Below are 15,835 nucleotides of genomic sequence, written 5' to 3' on the forward strand. Positions count from 1 at the left end.
TAGCTTCGATGCTATGAAGCATGTTGTTGTCGCGGGCGGGACCGACGGTATCGGGCGGGCTGTCGCCCTCGAGCGCTTGGCCGAAGGAGACGCCGTTCTGGTCATCGGGCGAAACCCGGTGAAGGGTAAGGAGTTTCTCGATGCCGCCGCGGCGCTCGGTGCCGAAGATCGGGCGCATTTCGTGTCGACGGATCTGAGTTCCATCGGTGACACGCGCAGTGCCATCGACGCCATCCGCGCCCGGTTCACGACACTGGACGCCCTTGTGCTGTGTGCCCGGCACTACCGGTCCGATCGGCTCGTCACCGCGGAAGGGTTCGAGTACACCTTCGCGCTGTTCTACCTCAGCCGATTCGTGCTCAGCTACGAACTGATCGACCTGCTGAACAGGGCCGAGAATCCGGTCATCGTGAATGTGGGCGGTCCGGGCAGCGGTACGAGCGAGATCCGCTGGGACGACCTCGGTCACGAGCGTGATTACCACGGTTTGCGTGCTCTCACCCAGGCAGGCCAGCTCAACGATCTGCTGGGCATCGAGTTCGCGCGCCGGCCGGTGTCGGCCAGGGTGCGGTACGTGTTGCTGCATCCCGGGGTGGTGAACACCGCGCTGTCCGGCGATTACGACGCCGAGATGGCGGCCAGGATCGAAACACTGCGCCGCACCGCGCAATCGGTCGATACGGCGATCGGCCCGATTCTGGCTGTGCTGGACAACCCGCCGGGTGACGCACTCACCGCGATCGTGCAGGGCGAGCGCTTGGACGTGCACGGACCCGCGTTCGATACCGCGGCGGCGGCGCGACTGTACCGCGAGACGGCGAGCCTGCTCGGCCGGCTGCAGTCAGCCGCGCTCGGTGTGTCCGAGGCCCGATTGCGGCAGGTCCTCGATTCGCCGGTGTTCGCCACCGTCGCCACGGTCCAGCCCGACGGCAGTCCGCATCAGTCGGTGGTGTGGATTCTTCGCGACGGCGACGACGTTCTCTTCGCGGTGGGCGCGGGCAGTCGCAAGGAGCGCAACCTGCGTCGTGACGCGCGAGTCAGCGTACTGGTCAGCCCACCCGAGCAGCCCTACACCTACGCCGCGATCCACGGCACCGCCACCCTGGTCGACGGCGGCCGCGAACTGCGAGATCGGCTGTCGTTGAAGTACACCGGCGCGACCTACGCCGAATCCAATCCCGACGCCGCGGCGACCTATGGCGACACCCCGATGGTCACCGTGCGGGTCACCCCCGAACGGATCGTCGGCCGGCTCTGAACTACCACGCTGGAGGAACAGCCATGCCCACACTCACGCGGATGGATCCCCGTGTCGACTTCTTCGACCAACTGGACGTCGACGCCGCTCCGGTCATCGTCATCAACAAATTCACCGTCGACCCCGCCGACATCGCCCAGTTCTTGGCTGCGTGGCGAGTGCACGCCGCGTACATGAAAGGCTGCCCCGGCTTCATCTCCGCCCAGATGCATCGCGGCATCGGCGCATCGGGAACGTTCGTCAATATGGCCGTCTGGGAATCGACCGACCTGCTGAAAGCCGCTGTCTCCGATTCGGATTTCAGGAAGACCACCGAGGGGTATCCCGACAGCGTGGAGTCCTCCCCACACCTTTTCACCAAACAGGCCGCTCCCGGCATCTGCACCGGCTGACGACCGGCCGGCGAAGCTTCCGGTGCCGCACCCGCGAGACGGGGTGCGGCCGGTCCCGGTTCGTCGCCCGCACTTCTTTGAGCGGCGGGTTGATCCGGCTGCGTCGACGTCGTGCCGAACAGGTCCCGAATAGGATTGCGGGGGAGGCGTTCTGTGCGACTACCGGAAGCGTGGGGGGTGATGATGACCGGATCGCGATCGCCGCTCGTGGCATTGCACCGGCCTGTCGCGCTCGTGGTCGCGGCGCTGACGGCGAGCGGATGCGCGACCCTGCTCGGTGAGCCCGCCCCGCCGCCTTCCGCGGCGGAAATCGCCGCCGCTACCGCTGAATTGGCCGATTTGCCGTCCTCCGAGGTGGCCGAACAGCAGATGGCGTCGGTCGTCGAGCGGATCGCGGCCGCCGCCTCGGCGATCGATCCGGCGCTGCGGTGGAGCCGAAGCGAGGACCGCGCGCTCGGGCCCTGTTACGGCCCGTACGCGCAGACCGGTGGCAGACGCGTCGTCCTACCGCGCTATCGAGCCGATGGTTCGTTGTCCGAGGAGGCGTGGCCCGGATTTCAGCAGACGGCCCGCGCGCTGGCCGCGTCCGTCGGCGCGACGGACATGCTGCCCGGTAGCAGCTCGTCGCCGGACCGGCACGTCACCTTCGAGGGCGGCGACGGCGCGGCGTGGGGCAGCAATACCGAGATGTCGGTCTTCGCCGATACCCGGTCGATGACGATCACCGCGACCGTCGGCTGCCGCTTGCCCACAGGCGATCGGGCAGGTGGATAAAGCCGAGCCGGGCGAGAAGTCGTACCGGGCCTGGCGACGGTGGCGCTGTTTACAGGGCGGCGAAGAAGGTGTCGGGCGACTACCGCGGCGATGGTTCCGGCGGCGGCAGCGGCGACGCGCGGAGCGCACGGGTGAGCGCGCCGCCGAGTTCCTTGGTGAGCGAACCGGTGTGGCCGATGCCGAGCTCACCGGCCAAGGTGGTGGCATACAGGCGGGTGGTGGCCTCCAGGGCTTGGGCGTAGGCGTCCACCGAGGCGCGAATGCGATTGCGCGCCGATACGGCGACGACGACCGCGATCACGAACGCGGGCCACCAACGCACGCCCAGCGGGAGATACAGCGCGGACCAGGCGGCGAGGTTCGACGCCCGCGTGAGGCCTGCACGGGTCTGCGCGACCTGATCGCGGGCCACATCCGGCAGCACGAGCCAGGTGAACGGCCACACCGTGGCGAGGTCGAGGTGGTAGTCGCGGTCGAGGCGCGATGCCGCGGCATGAATTCGGTCACCGCTCCAGGTCGGACGCTCGGGTTCCTCGACCGAGATTTTTGACCTGTCGCGGGCCGCACGATGCCGGACGGCCGGATCCGGCCGGTCCGCGGGGTCCGGTGCCAGAGCACGCCGATCCTGCTCGTGGTAGCGCCTGTGCGCCGCTTTCCACCGGCGTTGCCGTCGTTTCACCACGCGGGCGGCCACCGTCGAGAGGGGCCGCGGCCAGCTCTGCCAATCCGCGGCGAGCACGACCCGCTCGACGACCGTACCGATCGCCTGGACGAGCAGGCCCGCCATTGTCGCGCCCGCCAATATCGCGACCAGCACAATGGCCTGACCACCGGCGCTCGACACCGTCGGATTCGCGGCAGCAGAGCCGATCTTGCGGACGAGGAGGCCGATATCGAGCGCGCGTCCCTGCCCGAGAAATACCGCGATCGCAGCGATCGCCAGGTACAGCGCGCCGGGCAGCACCAGCAACGACACCCATCGCTCGGCCAGCTTCTTGCCGAGTTCGCTCCACAGGCCGCCCATTCAGCGCTTCGTATCCCTGATCAGTTCCCGGTCTGTGACGGCACATCGGGGAGTTTCCGCACCGACCTCGTCATCCTGACGGCCGGTGCACAGCGCGTTGGGACACCGGTAGACAATTTCGATCGGGCGCAGCCCGACGCCCGCCATACCGCGGAGATTGCCGAATATCCCTCGGGCGTCACCGGCTTGCTGGAGCGCGGAGTGCACCGCGTCCAGCAGGGACGAAATACCGGGCGAGTCACCGGATTGCGCGCGAGCGAGCAGCCGTTGCAGTGGGGTGGACGGGTCACTGCCGTCGTCGCCGAGCAGGCTGCGGATCTCGGCCAAGTTCCGGCACACGTACGCCAAGCCGCCGCCCACTCGAAGGGCATCCCGCTGCGCAGGCTCCACCGATCCCTCCCCGTCGTCGCGGACTCCAGATGCCACGCGGTGCTCGTCTCGTGCGCTCCGGTGAACGTCGGGTCCCAACGTAGCATCGCGACGGCCCACGGTAACTGTGGACGCGAATTGTGCTCAGAGAGAAGATATTCGGGCGTTGGCGCGGGCCTGCCAACGGCATGCTGGCCGGGGTCCGGCCCGCATGCCGGCAGCCGAGACCAACAGCCGCCACCCTCGTGACGCGTCTCACCCGGCCGGTCTGTCACAGGGATCGGGCCGTCGGCATCTCATGCAGGACCGATCGCGGCTCCGGCTTCCAGCCCCGAGTCGCCGACCACCCTGCAAGGAGAGACCTCATGAATCTCGGTCTGTGGATCGCTGCCGGATTGTTGGCCGCAGTCGCCGTGGCCGGCGGCATCACCAAGACATTCGTGCCCAAGGAGAAACTGGCGGAGGCCGCCGGTGGGGGATGGACCGCACGCGCAAGCGTCGGCTTCGTGAAGACCCTCGGGGTCTTGGAACTCCTTGCTGCGGTCGGCTTGATCTTGCCTGCCGTGCTCGGCATCGCCTCGGTGATGGTCCCGGTGACAGCCGTCTGCTGGGTCTTGCTGATGCTCGGCGCGATGGTCGCCCATCTCCGCGACGGCGAAGCCAAATTCATCGTGCTGAACCTGGTCTATCTGGCTTTGGCCGCTTACGTGGCCTGGGGCCGATTCGGACCCGAGCCCTTCACCAGCTGACCGGTGGAGACGTCCGGCGGCTTCGCCACCCATCGCGCTGCTAGCCCGCCGGATAGAAGACGAACAGCGTGCAGCCGGTGGTGGTCGCGGGCACGTGCCACGATCCGGCCGGGGCGTGCAGGAACGTCCCGGCCGGATAGTCACGGGCGCCGTCGTTGAACGTGCCCGCGACCACGTAGACCTCCTCCGGGCCGGGCTCGTGGACATCGCGGTGCGGCCACGAGGTACCCGGGTCCATTTCCAGCAGGTTGGCGTGTGCCCCGGACGGACCTTTCCAGAGCGGACGTACCCGGATCCCGGGAAAGAGTTCGCGGACCGGGGATTCCTGGACGGAGACGGAGGTGTAGCCCTCCTGGGCGAGGATCTCGGGGTGCATGCCTCCCACGGTGCCGTGCGTGACCACCCGGAGAAAGTGTCCGGTAAGACGTCATAGGGTACTTTTCTGCCATGCATCGTGTGGTGGCCCTGGTGCGGCCCGTGCAGTCGACGTTCGAGCTCGGCTGCGCCGTCGAGGTATTCGGCACGCAACGGCCCGGGCTGCCGCAGTACTACGAGTTCGAGGTGTGCGCGCAGAAGCCCGGCCCGGTACCCACGACCGCTGGGTATGCGATCTCGGTCGCGAAGGGCCTCTCGGCGCTCGATTCCGCGGACACCGTGCTCATCCCGGGTTGGGCGCCGGTGGAGGCGCCGCTCTCGGCCCCCGTGCGCCGTGCGCTGCTGCGGGCGCACGCCCGCGGTGCGCGGCTCGTCACGATCTGCTCCGGAGTGTTCGCGCTGGCCCGCACGGGGCTGCTGGACGGCCGCTCGGCGACAACGCATTGGGCTCGCGCCGCACAGCTGGAGCGAGAGTTCCCCCAGGTGCGCGTGGAGCCGGACGTGCTCTACGTGGATCACGGCGACGTCGCGACGAGCGCAGGAGCCGGCGCGGGCATCGACCTGTGCCTGCACCTCGTCCGGCAGGACCACGGTGCCGCACATGCCGCGCTCATCGCACGGCACATGGTCATGCCACCACACCGCGAGGGCGGGCAGGCGCAGTACGCGCCGCCACCACCGCCCGCGGACGCGCTGGACGGACTGCTCGAATGGGCGAGCGCGCGCCTGGGGACACCGCTGTCGGTAGACGATCTCGCCGCGCAGCTCAGCGTCTCACCCCGCACGCTGGCCCGGCGCTTCGCCGATCAGCTCGGCACCAGCCCCGGCGCGTGGCTGCTGTCGCGCCGGGTGGCCGAGGCACGCACCTTGCTGGAGGAGACGGACCTGCCGGTGGAGGCGATCGCGGTCCGCGTGGGCCTCACCTCCGCGGTCAACCTGCGCCGCCGCTTCCGTACCCAGGTGGGCACGACGCCGGGCGCCTACCGGCGAGCGTTCCGGGTGTCGTGACGCACGGAGGCGGCCGGAGCGGCCACGCCGAGCGCGATCAGCGGTGGGCGTCGAGCGCAGCGATCCCGATCGAATGGACCGTGAACTGCGGTTGACGTGGACAGCGGCCTATTCAGGAAACCGGCGGCCAACCGACCGGCGCCGCTCAACCGTTGTTCACGGGACGGCACGGTTGCCTGGATAGCGTCGAGTCCGCCGATGCATCGGCGAGACCGACGTCAGGGGTTGCGATGGTTCACCACGATCCATCCCGCAGGACCGTGCTCACCGCGCTCGCCGCAGCGGCCGCGCTTCCAGTAGGCGGATTCGCGCTGCTGGCAACCCGATCGTTGGCGATGACAGCCAGTGATCTGGAGATCATCACGGTGAGCGATCGATCGGTGGCGGTGAGTTGGACGACCGCCGCGGCCGATCCGATCGGGCGGTGGCGGCCGGTCGCGGCGGACACCGAACTCGCACTCGGACCCGCGGATTCGCGTCGGCCGCTGCCGGTCGTCCACTCCGATGCCACACCGACCGCCTTCCACTACGTCGAAGTCACCGGGCTCGAACCCGGCCGACCGTACCGGTTGGAGGCACGCTCGGGAGGCGTGCGGGCCGTGTCCGGTTCGACGACGCGCTGGTGGAATGACGAGCATCGACACGAGTTCCGCACGCTCACCCCGCCGCCAGGCCGGCTATTGCGCACTCTCGCGCTGGCCAACGACTTGCACTTCGGCGAGGAGGTAAGCGGTCAGATCGTGGCTGCGCTGCCGACCGGTGTGCGGCGGGAGCCGGGAATGGCCCCGTATCCGGAGGTGATGCTGGACGCGCTGCTGACCGACGTGCGCGAGCCGGATCGCGACGTCGACCACCTGGTGCTGGCAGGCGACCTCACCAGTGACGGAACGCCGAGCGAATGTCGTAATCTGCGGCGCCGCCTCGACAATTGGGGCCACCTCGGCCGAGACCTGTTGGTGTGCCGCGGCAATCACGACCGCCCGCGAGTCGGCGCCGACTGGCAGGCGGGCCCGCGACTGGCGGGGACCGCGCACCACGATTGCTGGGGCGCGCATTTCCTGCCCCGGCAGCGACTGTACAGCTACGACTTGGCCGGACTGCGCGTGATCGGTCTGGACACCACGGATCTCGACGGCTCCGGCGGGCGCATCGACGCCGAGCAGATGTCTCGCCTGCGCGCCCTGCTGCGCGACGAGCCGGACCAGCCGACCCTGATTTTCGGCCACCACCCGGTGACTCGAGAGTCCGGGATGGGCAATCTCGGCGGCCCCGGCTTCGTGCTCAACCGGCGGGACGCGGCGATCGTGCACCAACTGTACGGGCGTTCCCCAGGGGTGTTCCTGCACCACAGCGGGCATACGCACCGCAATCGACGTACGCGCCCGGACACCCCCGTTCCGGTCGAGTTCCTGGAGGTGGCCTCGATCAAGGAATACCCCGCTGGTTACTCGCTGCTGCGCCTTTACGAGGGCGGGTACATGGTCACCTTCCAGACCACTCGCACGGCAGCCGCTCGGCGCTGGAGCGCCCGTACCCGAACCCAGCTGTTCGGGCTGCAGTCACGCTACAGCCTGGGATCACTCGCCGACCGGAACCATGTGGTGCGTCGCGATCTGTCGGGAATCGAGCGGATACCTCAGTCGCGCAGAGCTCCTCATGCGGCCCGTCGGGTCCGGCATCGTGGACTGCACAGCGCGGCCCAGCGATGACAGGCTCAGCCCTTCGTCCGTCCATCGATTTCACACCGCGTCACGTCTCGTCATTCCGCTGATTTCGTTGTCCGAGTCGGCATGCCGGGTCGCGGGCGACTGCGCGCCGAACAGGGGGTGCCTGCATCATGTGCGGGTCGAGTATCGCGGTGGATAGGCTGCGGCCTTGTGCGCGGGCTGTCGTCGGTATCGAGGCTGTGGTTGGTGTGGGTGGTCACCCGGATGTTGATGGTGGTGTTCACCGGAGTGACGGTCCTGCCGCACAGCATCTGGGATGCCTCGGCCGCGGACTTGACCCTGTACCGCGGATGGGCCGAGTTCATCGTGTACCAGAACGCTTTCCCGCTGGACGACGAGCGGTGGCAGTACCCGCCCGGAGCGGGTGCATTGCTGGTGGCGCCCTGGCTGCTCGGCGGCGGGCTCGGCTACAACTGGATATTCTTCGCGCTGGTCGCCGCGGCGGACGCGGCCGTACTGGGCTTGCTGATCCGGGCCGCCCGGCGCGACGGCTGGGAGACAGCGCAGGCCGGTCCGTGGCTGTGGACGGTGGGGGTGGCATTGCTGGGCCGGGTCTGTTACGGCCGATTCGATCTGATCGTGGCCGCCACCGCGGTCGCGGCGCTGCTGTGGTCGATGCGCCGTCCGGCGGCGGCCGGTGCGGCCGCTGCCGCGGGGGCGTTGCTCAAACTGTGGCCGGTGGTGGTCGTGCTGGGGTTGCGTCGGCGAGCACTGTGGCGGATGAGCGCCGTGATGGCGTGTGTCGGTGCGACGGCGACCATGGTATTGACAGCGCTGGGTCCGGGTGCGTGGTCTTTCCTGCGGTTCCAGTCCCAGCGTGGGTTGCAGATCGAATCACCCGCTGCCACACCGCTGTTGATCGCTCGGTTGGTGAACGGCGGCTGGACCATCGTGCATCGTTACGGGGCCGAGGAGTTGTCCGGGCCCGCGGTGTCCGCCGTGGCCCGGGGATGCGTGGCGGCCACGGTCCTCGGCGGCGCGGTGTTGCTGGTCATCTGGTGGCGCATGCGGCCACCGGCCGCGGATCTGGTACTGGCCGCGGCGCTGCTCGCGTTGGCGACCAGCAGGGTACTCAGCCCGCAATACCTGGTGTGGGCAGTGGCGGTGGCCTCTGTCTGCGCGCTCGACTCGCATACCACGCAGCGGCCCGTGCTGGGACTGGTACTGGCGACAGCGCTGGTGAGTCAGGTGGAATTCCCGTTCCTCTACGACCGGGTGGCCACCGGAAGCTGGCCTGGGGTAATCGTTCTGACCGTGCGCAATGGAATGCTGCTCTGGGCGACGGTGTGGTCGGTTGTGCTGCTGTGCCGCCACAGGTCTCGAACCTCTCGCGCATACGCGGAAATGCCGAATGCCGACCAGACGCGCCCGGGATCGCGGGGCCATGCGTTGTTCTCGGCGTCGAGGATCGTCTCGGCGACTTCGGCGACGACCACGGCGCGGGCCACGACCTTGTAGCGGGGTGCGTCGGCTGGGTGGCCTCCGACGTGGACGGCGGCGAATCGACGCAGGAAAGCCCAGGACTCGGCGCGGGTGGCGGAATCGGGCGGGATCGAATCCCTCAGCCCGAGTCATCGCGGCGCGACGTTGACGCGCCTCGGTAGGAGCCCGACAATCCCGGGGGGATCCGAGCATCGACCAACCGCGCCGGTGTGGCAACGGTCCGCGATGGGAGGGGGCGTGACAGTGGCACGAGTACAATTCCGTCCGGCGACACGCCGAGTGGAGCGTCGGCCGGTCGAGGCTGGGTCGGGTTCCTAGTTGCCGGGTGAGGTGACCGAGGCGTTGCGTGCGCCGGATTCCGGTGCACGCCAGGCGAACCAGTCCGGGAAGCCGGTGACGAGTTCGGGCCCCCGTCGACATTGACCCGGCCCGAGCCCAGGGCGGTGGCGATAGTCGAGGTCCCCGCCACCAATCGGTGCAACTCCGCCAGATCGGTGGTGACCCAGACGTCGGTGTCGTATCCGGGGTGCCGATGGCAGGCGCTGGCTTCTTCGGGCGCGAGTACGAGCCAGGCGCGTTCCTCGCCCGCATCGTGCAGAACGAACTCGACGACCACGCGGCGAGCGGGCAGCCGGTCGCGGCGCACGAACTGCCGCAGCCGCCACAGCGCCCGGGCGGTGTCGAGTTGCTCGCGTTCGGGGTCGCCGAAGCACCAGCGACGCGCCCAATCCCCGAACTGCCGCACCAGGGGTTCCAAGGCAGCCCCGGCGGGTGTGAGCCGGTACTCGGGCCGGTCCTCCTCGTCGGGTACGCGTGCCACCAACCCGTTGACCTGCAGCCGGCGCAGTCGTGCCGACAGCAACGTTCGGCTGATCCCTGGCAAGCCGCGATGGATGTCGTTGCACCGGCGCGAGCCGAGCAGCAGTTCACGCACCAGCAGAGCAGAAGTGTCCACCGGTCGCCGATCACGTCGACCCCCGCCGACACCGGGCAGTATTCGATTCCCTGTCGCATGCGCCTACCCCAGTCCGATCTTTGGACCGGCCACTCAAGCTACTGCTCCGGCAAGCTGACTACATCGATGAGGACACCGTCCTGGTTCACGACCTGCTGCACGAGCGGCGTGACGATACCTGGACCCTGACGACCGGCCGCTACCCCAAACTCCGGCTGCCGCACCGGTGGTGGCCGCTCAGTGCCGCACGGCGGGCCTGAGCATCGTCCACGACGACATCGGTCCCGGCGGCCTGCGAGTTCTCCATGCCGTCAAGCAGCCCTGACCCGTTGTCCAGACGGCTGAGACACCTACAGCGCTGCGCGCAGCCAGCCGGTGAGGTCTCGGGTCAACCGGGACAGGGCCGGATTCGACGGCTGCTGCCAGGTAGACCAGTCCACGTCGGGTACCGGGGAACCGGCAGTCTGGCATGCGGCGCCACCGAACTACGACTTCGGTGGTGTCGTCGCCGTGCATGCTCTCGTGACGACCTCTACCCACACCTGCGGATCGGTCGACCACAGGTTGTGCGCGACTCCGGGTACCTCCTCGAACCTGCCGTGCGGGACCAAGGCGGCGAGCTGCCGCAGTGGCCAGGACGGGCGGATGTCGTGCTGCGGGGCGATGAACGTCATGGCGACGTCGGAGTCGGCCAGTCGGCGGAGCACGTCGGGTTCGTGGATCCACTGCACGAACGACGCGCCCAGTGCGGCGTGAACGTCCGCTGCCCAAGCGATCTCGACGTCGGTTTCCAGGTGCCGCGAGGACTCGTACGCCTGGGACCAGGTGCGGTCCTTGTGGAGTCCGTGTCCTGCCACGCCGACCACGGATCCGACTCGGTCGGGATGATCCAACGCGTAACGCACCGCCAGGTCCGAGCCCCAAGAATGGCCGAGCACCACCCAGCTGTCGATCCCCCCGGCTCGCCGCACCGCTTCGAGATCGGCGACTGCCCGACCGAGGTCGTGCGGCCCGCCGCCGGAGCGTCCGACACCTCTCGGTTCCGGGTACCAGGCCCGCATTCCGCGAGGTGCCAGCCGGTCATCCTCGAGGTAGTGGACGCAGCCCGGTCCACCCGACAGAACCACGACATCCGGCCCCTGTCCCGTGACACCGACGTGCAGCAAAGTCCCGTCATCGGCGGGCACCATCATCGATCGCATTTCACCCTCTGGTCGCAGTGAAGCCGAGTTGGTTCTGCGGAGTCGACCAGCACCTTCCCGGACGGCGCAGGGCGCCGGTCACAGCTGCACAGCAGCGGATACCATCCAAATCCCCAGCGCCAGTACGCAGAATACCGAGCCGGTGATCGCCACTGCCTTGCCTCTGCGTGCCCCGGTGCAGCCGACAATGCCGAAGACGAGTCCGGGCAGCGCGAACACATATGCCCCGTACTGCCGAACCTCCGATAGGTCGATCGGGAGAAAGGGGACGACCAACGCGGCAACACCGAGAATCAAGGCGATCACGGCGAACCCGAATCCCTTGGAGGGCACCACGGAAGCGTTCGGCGGATGCTGGGGCCACGCTGAGGGCGAACCGTCGTGGAACTGTGGCGGCTGATTCGAGGGCCGCCCGAATTGGTCCAGCTGCGGCGGTTGCCGACTCGGCAGGGGTGGTGGGCTCGACGGACGCGGCCCGAAGCCGGGGCCGGGCACGTGTGGATCGTTCGGCACCGACCGAGCATATCGGTGATACGGCCGCCGAACCCGAATCCCGCTGCATCAATCACAGGGCGAGATGCAGGCCGAAGGTGACGTCGCCGGTGGTGACGAGATCGCCGTCGTCCACGACCCGAGCCCTGGTGATCACGCCGCCCTCCCGCGCCAGTTGCCCGATGCCTGGGTACTCTCCAGATCGTTATGGTGTCCGCTGTCCTTCTACTGACCGCCTGTATCCAGCTGGCCTGCGTGTTCCTGTTGTGGGCTCGTACCACGCGCATCGCCCGGATCTGGTTGCTGGGCTTGGTGGGTATCGGACTGGCTTACGACTCGGCGGTCGTCGGGCTCGGAGCGATGCTGGGGGAGGGGCCGTTGCTGCACGCCTCGAGTTTCGGCCGATTCGTCGGCCACGCCCTGTTGACTCCGCTGCTGGTCCTCTGGGCGGCCGACCGCACCGGCGCGAGTCCGCGGTGGCGCCGGTCGGCGTTGGCGCTCACCCTGGCATTGGTGGCATGGGGCGTGCTCGCGGAACTGCCTCACCTGCGACTCGTACCTCGCCGGTTCGCCGACACCCTTCGTTATACGGCCGAATCCCCTGCCCCTCCGGTACCCGCGCTCGTGGTGACCGCCGTGTTGATGGCCGCCGGAATCGTGTTGTGGCGCAGGGAAGGCCGCCGGTCGCCGTTGCTCGGAACCGTGCTGCTGCTGCTCGCGTCCGCGGCGGCCGTGGCCGTTGCGCCGCTCGGCAATGTCGGTGAGGCTGTGCTGCTCGCCGCGCTCACCGGCGCAGAAGTGCAGGGCTTGTCGAGAAAACCCGGTGCGAAGTCGACCGAATACCGGAAATGACGCGCTACTGCCGTTTCGAGTCGGCTACCACGGACGCCGTGGTGACTAGGTCGGTCACGCTCACGGGTGTCGGTACCCCTGCCGTCACTCCCGGGCGGGAAAGCGGCGGGCCCACGGTTCGTGTTCGATGCGCGCGCTGGTGATCACGGTGCTGAGCAGGCGATACCAACCTGCCGTGATGATCAGCTCGAGGATCTGGTCGTTCGCGTAGCGTTCGGCCAGTAGCGACCAGACTTCGTCGGAGATGTCGGCGGCGTCGTAGAGTTCGTCCGTCATGCGCACAAGGACGGTGTCCGCCTCGGTCCATGCGGGATCGTCGGCGGGCCCGGTTGCGGCAGCGTCGATTTGGGCGGTGGTCAGACCGACCTCGGGCCCTTGGATCACGGCGTGGACGCCCCATTCGTACTCCGCGTCCGCTCTGGCGCAGGTGCGGTGGATGACGATCTCGCGATCACGCGGGGGCACCCGGCCGTGGCCGAGGATGCCTGCCCCGAGTGGACGCATCCGCGAGAAGAGCTCATCGTGCACGGCCAGGGTTCGGAACAGAATCAGCGGATCGAGCGCGGTCTCCTTCGGCATCCACTTTCGCAGTTGGGCGTCGATCTCCGGTGCGTATGGCGGGTGGAGTGGGGCGATGCGCGGTGCGGTGGTCATCGGTGAGAACCTCGTGCTTCGGTCGAGCCGGCGAACCGTTTTGCTAAGATCGCCCGGTTGCTTCGAAAAGCAGAGCAAGGACGCACTCGAATGGTAGCTTCGGAATTCGAAGCGGACAAGCCTCCCTCGGTCGGTGAACCCGTCCGAGGGTCCCGCTCCGGCCGCCCGATCATGGTGCTGCTGGATCTGCTGGGCAGGCGCTGGGCCCTGCGCGTGCTGTGGGAACTGCGCGACGGCGCGAGCGCAACCTTCCGTGAGTTGCAAACCCGGACGGGTGGAGTGTCCGCCAGCGTTCTCAACGATCGGCTACGGGAGCTCCGGGCGGCCGGCATCGTGGAGACCGATGCCGATGGTTACCGGCTGAGCTCCGATGGCCGCGACCTACTCGCGTCCCTTGCGCCACTGCAGGTTTGGGCCCAGCGCTGGGGTGACTCCTAGGCGTGTGACGGGCAACCCCGCCGTGCTGATCAGTCGCGGCAGGGCGCAAGTGTGAGCTCGTCGGCGGCATTCGATCGGACGCGGCACGCTGCCCGGCTCGACGTTCCGACGTCGGCGGCTGTGGGGATGTGGAAGGCGGTTGCCCCATGCGGGTCGGCGGCAGCGCAGTCGAGATGGTGGCGGCACCTGACTCCGGCGATGTGTCCGCCGAGTGTGCTCATGCGGCCTGCGCATCGACCAGTTGTAGTCCGGGTAGCGGGCGCTCTTCCCATCTGCCTCATACGCGCTGTTCGGTGCCCTTCGCGGTGGCTGCGGCGATCGTGTGGTTCCGACATTATCTGACTCGAGCACTTGCACTCTTCTATGGAGAGTGCTAGATAATATCTGTGTCAGGTGGCACAGATTAGCTGAAGTCACACGCGAGAGAAAGAGTGAGTGGAGGTGTCGACATGCTGATGCGTACCGATCCGTTCGGTGATCTGGATCGTTTGACGCAGCAGGTGTTCGGTGCGCCCGCCCGCCCGGCGGTGATGCCGATGGACGCCTGGCGAGACGGGGACGAGTTCTTCGTGGAGTTGGATCTGCCCGGAATCGACCCGGACTCGCTGGATCTGGATGTCGAACGCAATGTGGTCACCGTGCGAGCTTCGCGTCCGGAGCTGGACGCTGGGCGGTCGATGATCGCCGCGGAACGCGCCCGCGGTGTGTTCAGCCGCCGGCTGTTCCTGGGTGAGAACCTCGATACCGACCAGATCCGCGCCGACTACCGCGACGGGGTGCTGCGCTTGATCGTCCCGGTCGCGGAGAAGGCCAAACCCCGCAAGATCGAGATCGCCCGTCACGGCCACCAGCGCCAGGCGATCAACGCCTGAGCCGTTCGGGCCGCGTTGCCCCCAGGAGGTCCGGTGATGACCACCACAACCGGTATGGGCTCGCCCGAGGTGTCGTGGCTGGATGCCCGGCTGCTCGAGCTGGACCCCGACCTCGAGGAGTTGTTCGCCGAGGTCGACGACATCCTGTGCGAGGCAAGGGCGCGGTGGCGGCAACGCCCCGGCGAGGGGCTCAGCCGCGGTGGACCGGGATGGCGGCAGCCTCCCCGGTTACGGGGACGGCGCCCGCGACCGGTACCGGCTACCCAGCGCAGCCCACCCGCCCGCATGCCGTGCCGCTGGTAGCCCACCGCGCCGGACCCGGGTGGGCTCGGTCGGCATGGTCCTCCGGGCCCACCCGGCCTTTCCGCCGGAATACACATGATCACGTCCGAGGAGGAACCGCCATGACCACGCTCCCGGCCGGCAACGACTCCGACGGCGCCGACCAGAACACCCACGCCCTTCGGCCGGCGGGCACGCGAGATCTTGTCGTCGGTGAGTCTCGGGGAGTGGATGCCCGGGTTGCGATGAAGACAGAGGATCTCGGCAACGGAAGCCCGGCGCGGAGTGACGGCAACGGCAGGCAAGGGCTGGAGACCATCGGGAGCTTCCGATTCTGGTTTGCCGACCAGCGGTGGGAATGGTCGGATCAGGTCGCGAAGTTGCACGGGTACGCACCGGGAACGGTGGAACCCACTACGGAGCTGCTGCTCGCGCACAAGCACCCGGATGACCGTGCCACGGTAGCGGAAACGCTGGCCACGGCGGTGCGGACGGGGGAGCCGTTCTGCAGTCGTCACCGCATCATCGATGTGGCCGGCCGGGTGCATCACGTGCTGGTGGTGGGAGATCGGTTGCACGACTCCACCGGTGCGACGGTGGGGACCACCGGCTATTACGTCGATCTCACCGGTCGGCTCGACGAGAACCGGCAAAGGGTGCTGCAGGAGACCCTGCCGGAAGTCGTGGCCGCACGTGAGGTCATCGAGCAGGCCAAAGGCATCCTGATGTTCGTGTACGGCCTCAACGCCGAGCAGGCGTTCGGGGTGTTGCAGTGGCGCTCCCAGGAAACCAACACCAAACTTCGCGATCTGGCGGCGAAACTCGTCGGCGCGGTGGTGGCTTTGGGTGGCGGGCCGGTTCGGCAGCGCACCCAATTCGACCATCTGCTGCTGACCGTCCACGAACGACCGGATCGGACTTAGCCACCGGGCCTGATTCGCGCGGGCGCGGGTGCCCTACCGCATGTGT

General features: G+C 68.2%; 19 protein-coding genes. 12 read left to right on the plus strand and 7 right to left on the minus strand.

What is annotated here, in order from left to right; all coding sequences use genetic code 11:
- Positions 1 to 13: 13 nt before the first annotated feature.
- The 3 genes from IU450_RS26080 (at position 14) to IU450_RS26090 (ending at position 2,424) form a co-directional block, all read left to right on the plus strand.
- Positions 14 to 1,258 (plus strand): TIGR03618 family F420-dependent PPOX class oxidoreductase, encoded by a 1,245-nt coding sequence (locus IU450_RS26080; protein ID WP_195152378.1) that lies wholly within the window; start codon positions 14 to 16, stop codon positions 1,256 to 1,258.
- Positions 1,259 to 1,281: 23 nt separating this feature from the next.
- Positions 1,282 to 1,650, plus strand: coding sequence for an antibiotic biosynthesis monooxygenase family protein (locus IU450_RS26085; protein ID WP_195152379.1), 369 nt, complete (start codon positions 1,282 to 1,284; stop codon positions 1,648 to 1,650).
- A 153-nt stretch (positions 1,651 to 1,803) separates the two neighbouring features.
- Positions 1,804 to 2,424: an LppA family lipoprotein gene (locus IU450_RS26090; protein ID WP_195152380.1), complete on the plus strand. Its 621-nt coding sequence runs from the start codon at positions 1,804 to 1,806 to the stop codon at positions 2,422 to 2,424.
- 79 nt (positions 2,425 to 2,503) lie between these two features.
- On the opposite strand, the gene IU450_RS26095 is transcribed toward IU450_RS26090, so the two are convergent.
- Both IU450_RS26095 and IU450_RS26100 read right to left on the minus strand, forming a co-directional pair.
- A complete protein-coding gene (locus IU450_RS26095; RefSeq protein ID WP_195152381.1) occupies positions 2,504 to 3,448 on the minus strand; it encodes a hypothetical protein in 945 nt (314 codons plus the stop codon).
- Positions 3,449 to 3,874 carry a hypothetical protein gene (locus tag IU450_RS26100; RefSeq protein ID WP_195152382.1) on the minus strand — a complete coding sequence of 142 codons (426 nt, stop codon included), beginning with the start codon at positions 3,872 to 3,874 and terminating at the stop codon, positions 3,449 to 3,451.
- Between the two features lie 308 nt (positions 3,875 to 4,182).
- Here IU450_RS26100 and IU450_RS26105 point away from each other — a divergent pair, with 308 nt between their 5' ends.
- Positions 4,183 to 4,566 carry a DoxX family protein gene (locus IU450_RS26105; protein WP_195152383.1) on the plus strand — a complete coding sequence of 128 codons (384 nt, stop codon included), beginning with the start codon at positions 4,183 to 4,185 and terminating at the stop codon, positions 4,564 to 4,566.
- Between the two features lie 40 nt (positions 4,567 to 4,606).
- Here the strand turns inward: IU450_RS26105 and IU450_RS26110 are convergent, their stop codons facing one another.
- Positions 4,607 to 4,942, minus strand: coding sequence for a cupin domain-containing protein (locus IU450_RS26110; protein ID WP_195152384.1), 336 nt, complete (start codon positions 4,940 to 4,942; stop codon positions 4,607 to 4,609).
- 71 nt (positions 4,943 to 5,013) lie between these two features.
- On the opposite strand from IU450_RS26110, the gene IU450_RS26115 reads away from it, so the two are divergent.
- From IU450_RS26115 to IU450_RS26125, 3 genes are all read left to right on the plus strand, one after another.
- A complete protein-coding gene (locus IU450_RS26115) occupies positions 5,014 to 5,949 on the plus strand; it encodes a helix-turn-helix domain-containing protein (RefSeq protein WP_195152385.1) in 936 nt (311 codons plus the stop codon).
- A 230-nt stretch (positions 5,950 to 6,179) separates the two neighbouring features.
- Positions 6,180 to 7,658 (plus strand): metallophosphoesterase, encoded by a 1,479-nt coding sequence (locus tag IU450_RS26120; protein WP_195152386.1) that lies wholly within the window; start codon positions 6,180 to 6,182, stop codon positions 7,656 to 7,658.
- Positions 7,659 to 7,826: 168 nt separating this feature from the next.
- Positions 7,827 to 9,134, plus strand: a complete 1,308-nt coding sequence (locus IU450_RS26125) for a glycosyltransferase 87 family protein (RefSeq protein WP_195152387.1) — start codon at positions 7,827 to 7,829, stop codon at positions 9,132 to 9,134.
- Positions 9,135 to 9,237: 103 nt separating this feature from the next.
- Here the strand turns inward: IU450_RS26125 and IU450_RS26130 are convergent, their stop codons facing one another.
- The 3 genes from IU450_RS26130 to IU450_RS26140 all read right to left on the minus strand — a co-directional run bounded on the left by IU450_RS26130 (position 9,238) and on the right by IU450_RS26140 (position 11,582).
- Positions 9,238 to 10,074, minus strand: a complete 837-nt coding sequence (locus IU450_RS26130; RefSeq protein ID WP_195152388.1) for a winged helix-turn-helix transcriptional regulator — start codon at positions 10,072 to 10,074, stop codon at positions 9,238 to 9,240.
- Positions 10,075 to 10,559: 485 nt separating this feature from the next.
- On the minus strand, positions 10,560 to 11,267 hold the full coding sequence (locus tag IU450_RS26135) for an alpha/beta fold hydrolase (protein ID WP_228835118.1): 708 nt from the start codon (positions 11,265 to 11,267) through the stop codon (positions 10,560 to 10,562).
- Between the two features lie 87 nt (positions 11,268 to 11,354).
- On the minus strand, positions 11,355 to 11,582 hold the full coding sequence (locus tag IU450_RS26140) for a hypothetical protein (protein WP_195152455.1): 228 nt from the start codon (positions 11,580 to 11,582) through the stop codon (positions 11,355 to 11,357).
- 396 nt (positions 11,583 to 11,978) lie between these two features.
- Here IU450_RS26140 and IU450_RS26145 point away from each other — a divergent pair, with 396 nt between their 5' ends.
- Positions 11,979 to 12,620 (plus strand): hypothetical protein, encoded by a 642-nt coding sequence (locus IU450_RS26145; RefSeq protein WP_195152389.1) that lies wholly within the window; start codon positions 11,979 to 11,981, stop codon positions 12,618 to 12,620.
- 84 nt (positions 12,621 to 12,704) lie between these two features.
- Here IU450_RS26145 and IU450_RS26150 read toward each other — a convergent pair whose 3' ends face one another.
- Positions 12,705 to 13,274 carry a carboxymuconolactone decarboxylase family protein gene (locus IU450_RS26150; protein WP_195152390.1) on the minus strand — a complete coding sequence of 190 codons (570 nt, stop codon included), beginning with the start codon at positions 13,272 to 13,274 and terminating at the stop codon, positions 12,705 to 12,707.
- Between the two features lie 90 nt (positions 13,275 to 13,364).
- Here IU450_RS26150 and IU450_RS26155 point away from each other — a divergent pair, with 90 nt between their 5' ends.
- From IU450_RS26155 to IU450_RS26170, 4 genes are all read left to right on the plus strand, one after another.
- The gene (locus tag IU450_RS26155) at positions 13,365 to 13,712 is read left to right on the plus strand and encodes a winged helix-turn-helix transcriptional regulator (RefSeq protein WP_195152391.1); all 348 of its coding nucleotides are present in this window, start codon (positions 13,365 to 13,367) and stop codon (positions 13,710 to 13,712) included.
- Positions 13,713 to 14,161: 449 nt separating this feature from the next.
- Entirely contained in the window at positions 14,162 to 14,584 is a 423-nt protein-coding gene (locus IU450_RS26160; RefSeq protein WP_195152392.1) for an Hsp20/alpha crystallin family protein, read from the plus strand.
- A 36-nt stretch (positions 14,585 to 14,620) separates the two neighbouring features.
- The gene (locus tag IU450_RS26165; protein WP_195152393.1) at positions 14,621 to 14,887 is read left to right on the plus strand and encodes a hypothetical protein; all 267 of its coding nucleotides are present in this window, start codon (positions 14,621 to 14,623) and stop codon (positions 14,885 to 14,887) included.
- A gap of 224 nt (positions 14,888 to 15,111) precedes the next feature.
- On the plus strand, positions 15,112 to 15,789 hold the full coding sequence (locus IU450_RS26170) for a PAS and ANTAR domain-containing protein (protein WP_195152450.1): 678 nt from the start codon (positions 15,112 to 15,114) through the stop codon (positions 15,787 to 15,789).
- The last annotated feature ends 46 nt before the right edge of the window (positions 15,790 to 15,835 follow it).

Source organism: Nocardia abscessus (genome assembly GCF_015477775.1).
Classification (GTDB): domain Bacteria; phylum Actinomycetota; class Actinomycetes; order Mycobacteriales; family Mycobacteriaceae; genus Nocardia; species Nocardia abscessus_A.

What these genes read in the sequence shown, in the direction of transcription:
- IU450_RS26080 (WP_195152378.1), top strand. Translation starts at nt 14, where the DNA reads ATGAAGCATGTTGTTGTCGCGGGCGGGACCGACGGTATCGGGCGGGCT.
- IU450_RS26085 (WP_195152379.1), top strand. Translation starts at nt 1,282, where the DNA reads ATGCCCACACTCACGCGGATGGATCCCCGTGTCGACTTCTTCGACCAA.
- IU450_RS26095 (WP_195152381.1), bottom strand. Translation starts at nt 3,448, where the DNA reads ATGGGCGGCCTGTGGAGCGAACTCGGCAAGAAGCTGGCCGAGCGATGG.
- IU450_RS26105 (WP_195152383.1), top strand. Translation starts at nt 4,183, where the DNA reads ATGAATCTCGGTCTGTGGATCGCTGCCGGATTGTTGGCCGCAGTCGCC.
- IU450_RS26110 (WP_195152384.1), bottom strand. Translation starts at nt 4,942, where the DNA reads ATGCACCCCGAGATCCTCGCCCAGGAGGGCTACACCTCCGTCTCCGTC.
- IU450_RS26115 (WP_195152385.1), top strand. Translation starts at nt 5,014, where the DNA reads ATGCATCGTGTGGTGGCCCTGGTGCGGCCCGTGCAGTCGACGTTCGAG.
- IU450_RS26120 (WP_195152386.1), top strand. Translation starts at nt 6,180, where the DNA reads ATGGTTCACCACGATCCATCCCGCAGGACCGTGCTCACCGCGCTCGCC.
- IU450_RS26135 (WP_228835118.1), bottom strand. Translation starts at nt 11,267, where the DNA reads ATGATGGTGCCCGCCGATGACGGGACTTTGCTGCACGTCGGTGTCACG.
- IU450_RS26150 (WP_195152390.1), bottom strand. Translation starts at nt 13,274, where the DNA reads ATGACCACCGCACCGCGCATCGCCCCACTCCACCCGCCATACGCACCG.
- IU450_RS26155 (WP_195152391.1), top strand. Translation starts at nt 13,365, where the DNA reads ATGGTAGCTTCGGAATTCGAAGCGGACAAGCCTCCCTCGGTCGGTGAA.
- IU450_RS26160 (WP_195152392.1), top strand. Translation starts at nt 14,162, where the DNA reads ATGCTGATGCGTACCGATCCGTTCGGTGATCTGGATCGTTTGACGCAG.
- IU450_RS26165 (WP_195152393.1), top strand. Translation starts at nt 14,621, where the DNA reads ATGACCACCACAACCGGTATGGGCTCGCCCGAGGTGTCGTGGCTGGAT.
- IU450_RS26170 (WP_195152450.1), top strand. Translation starts at nt 15,112, where the DNA reads ATGAAGACAGAGGATCTCGGCAACGGAAGCCCGGCGCGGAGTGACGGC.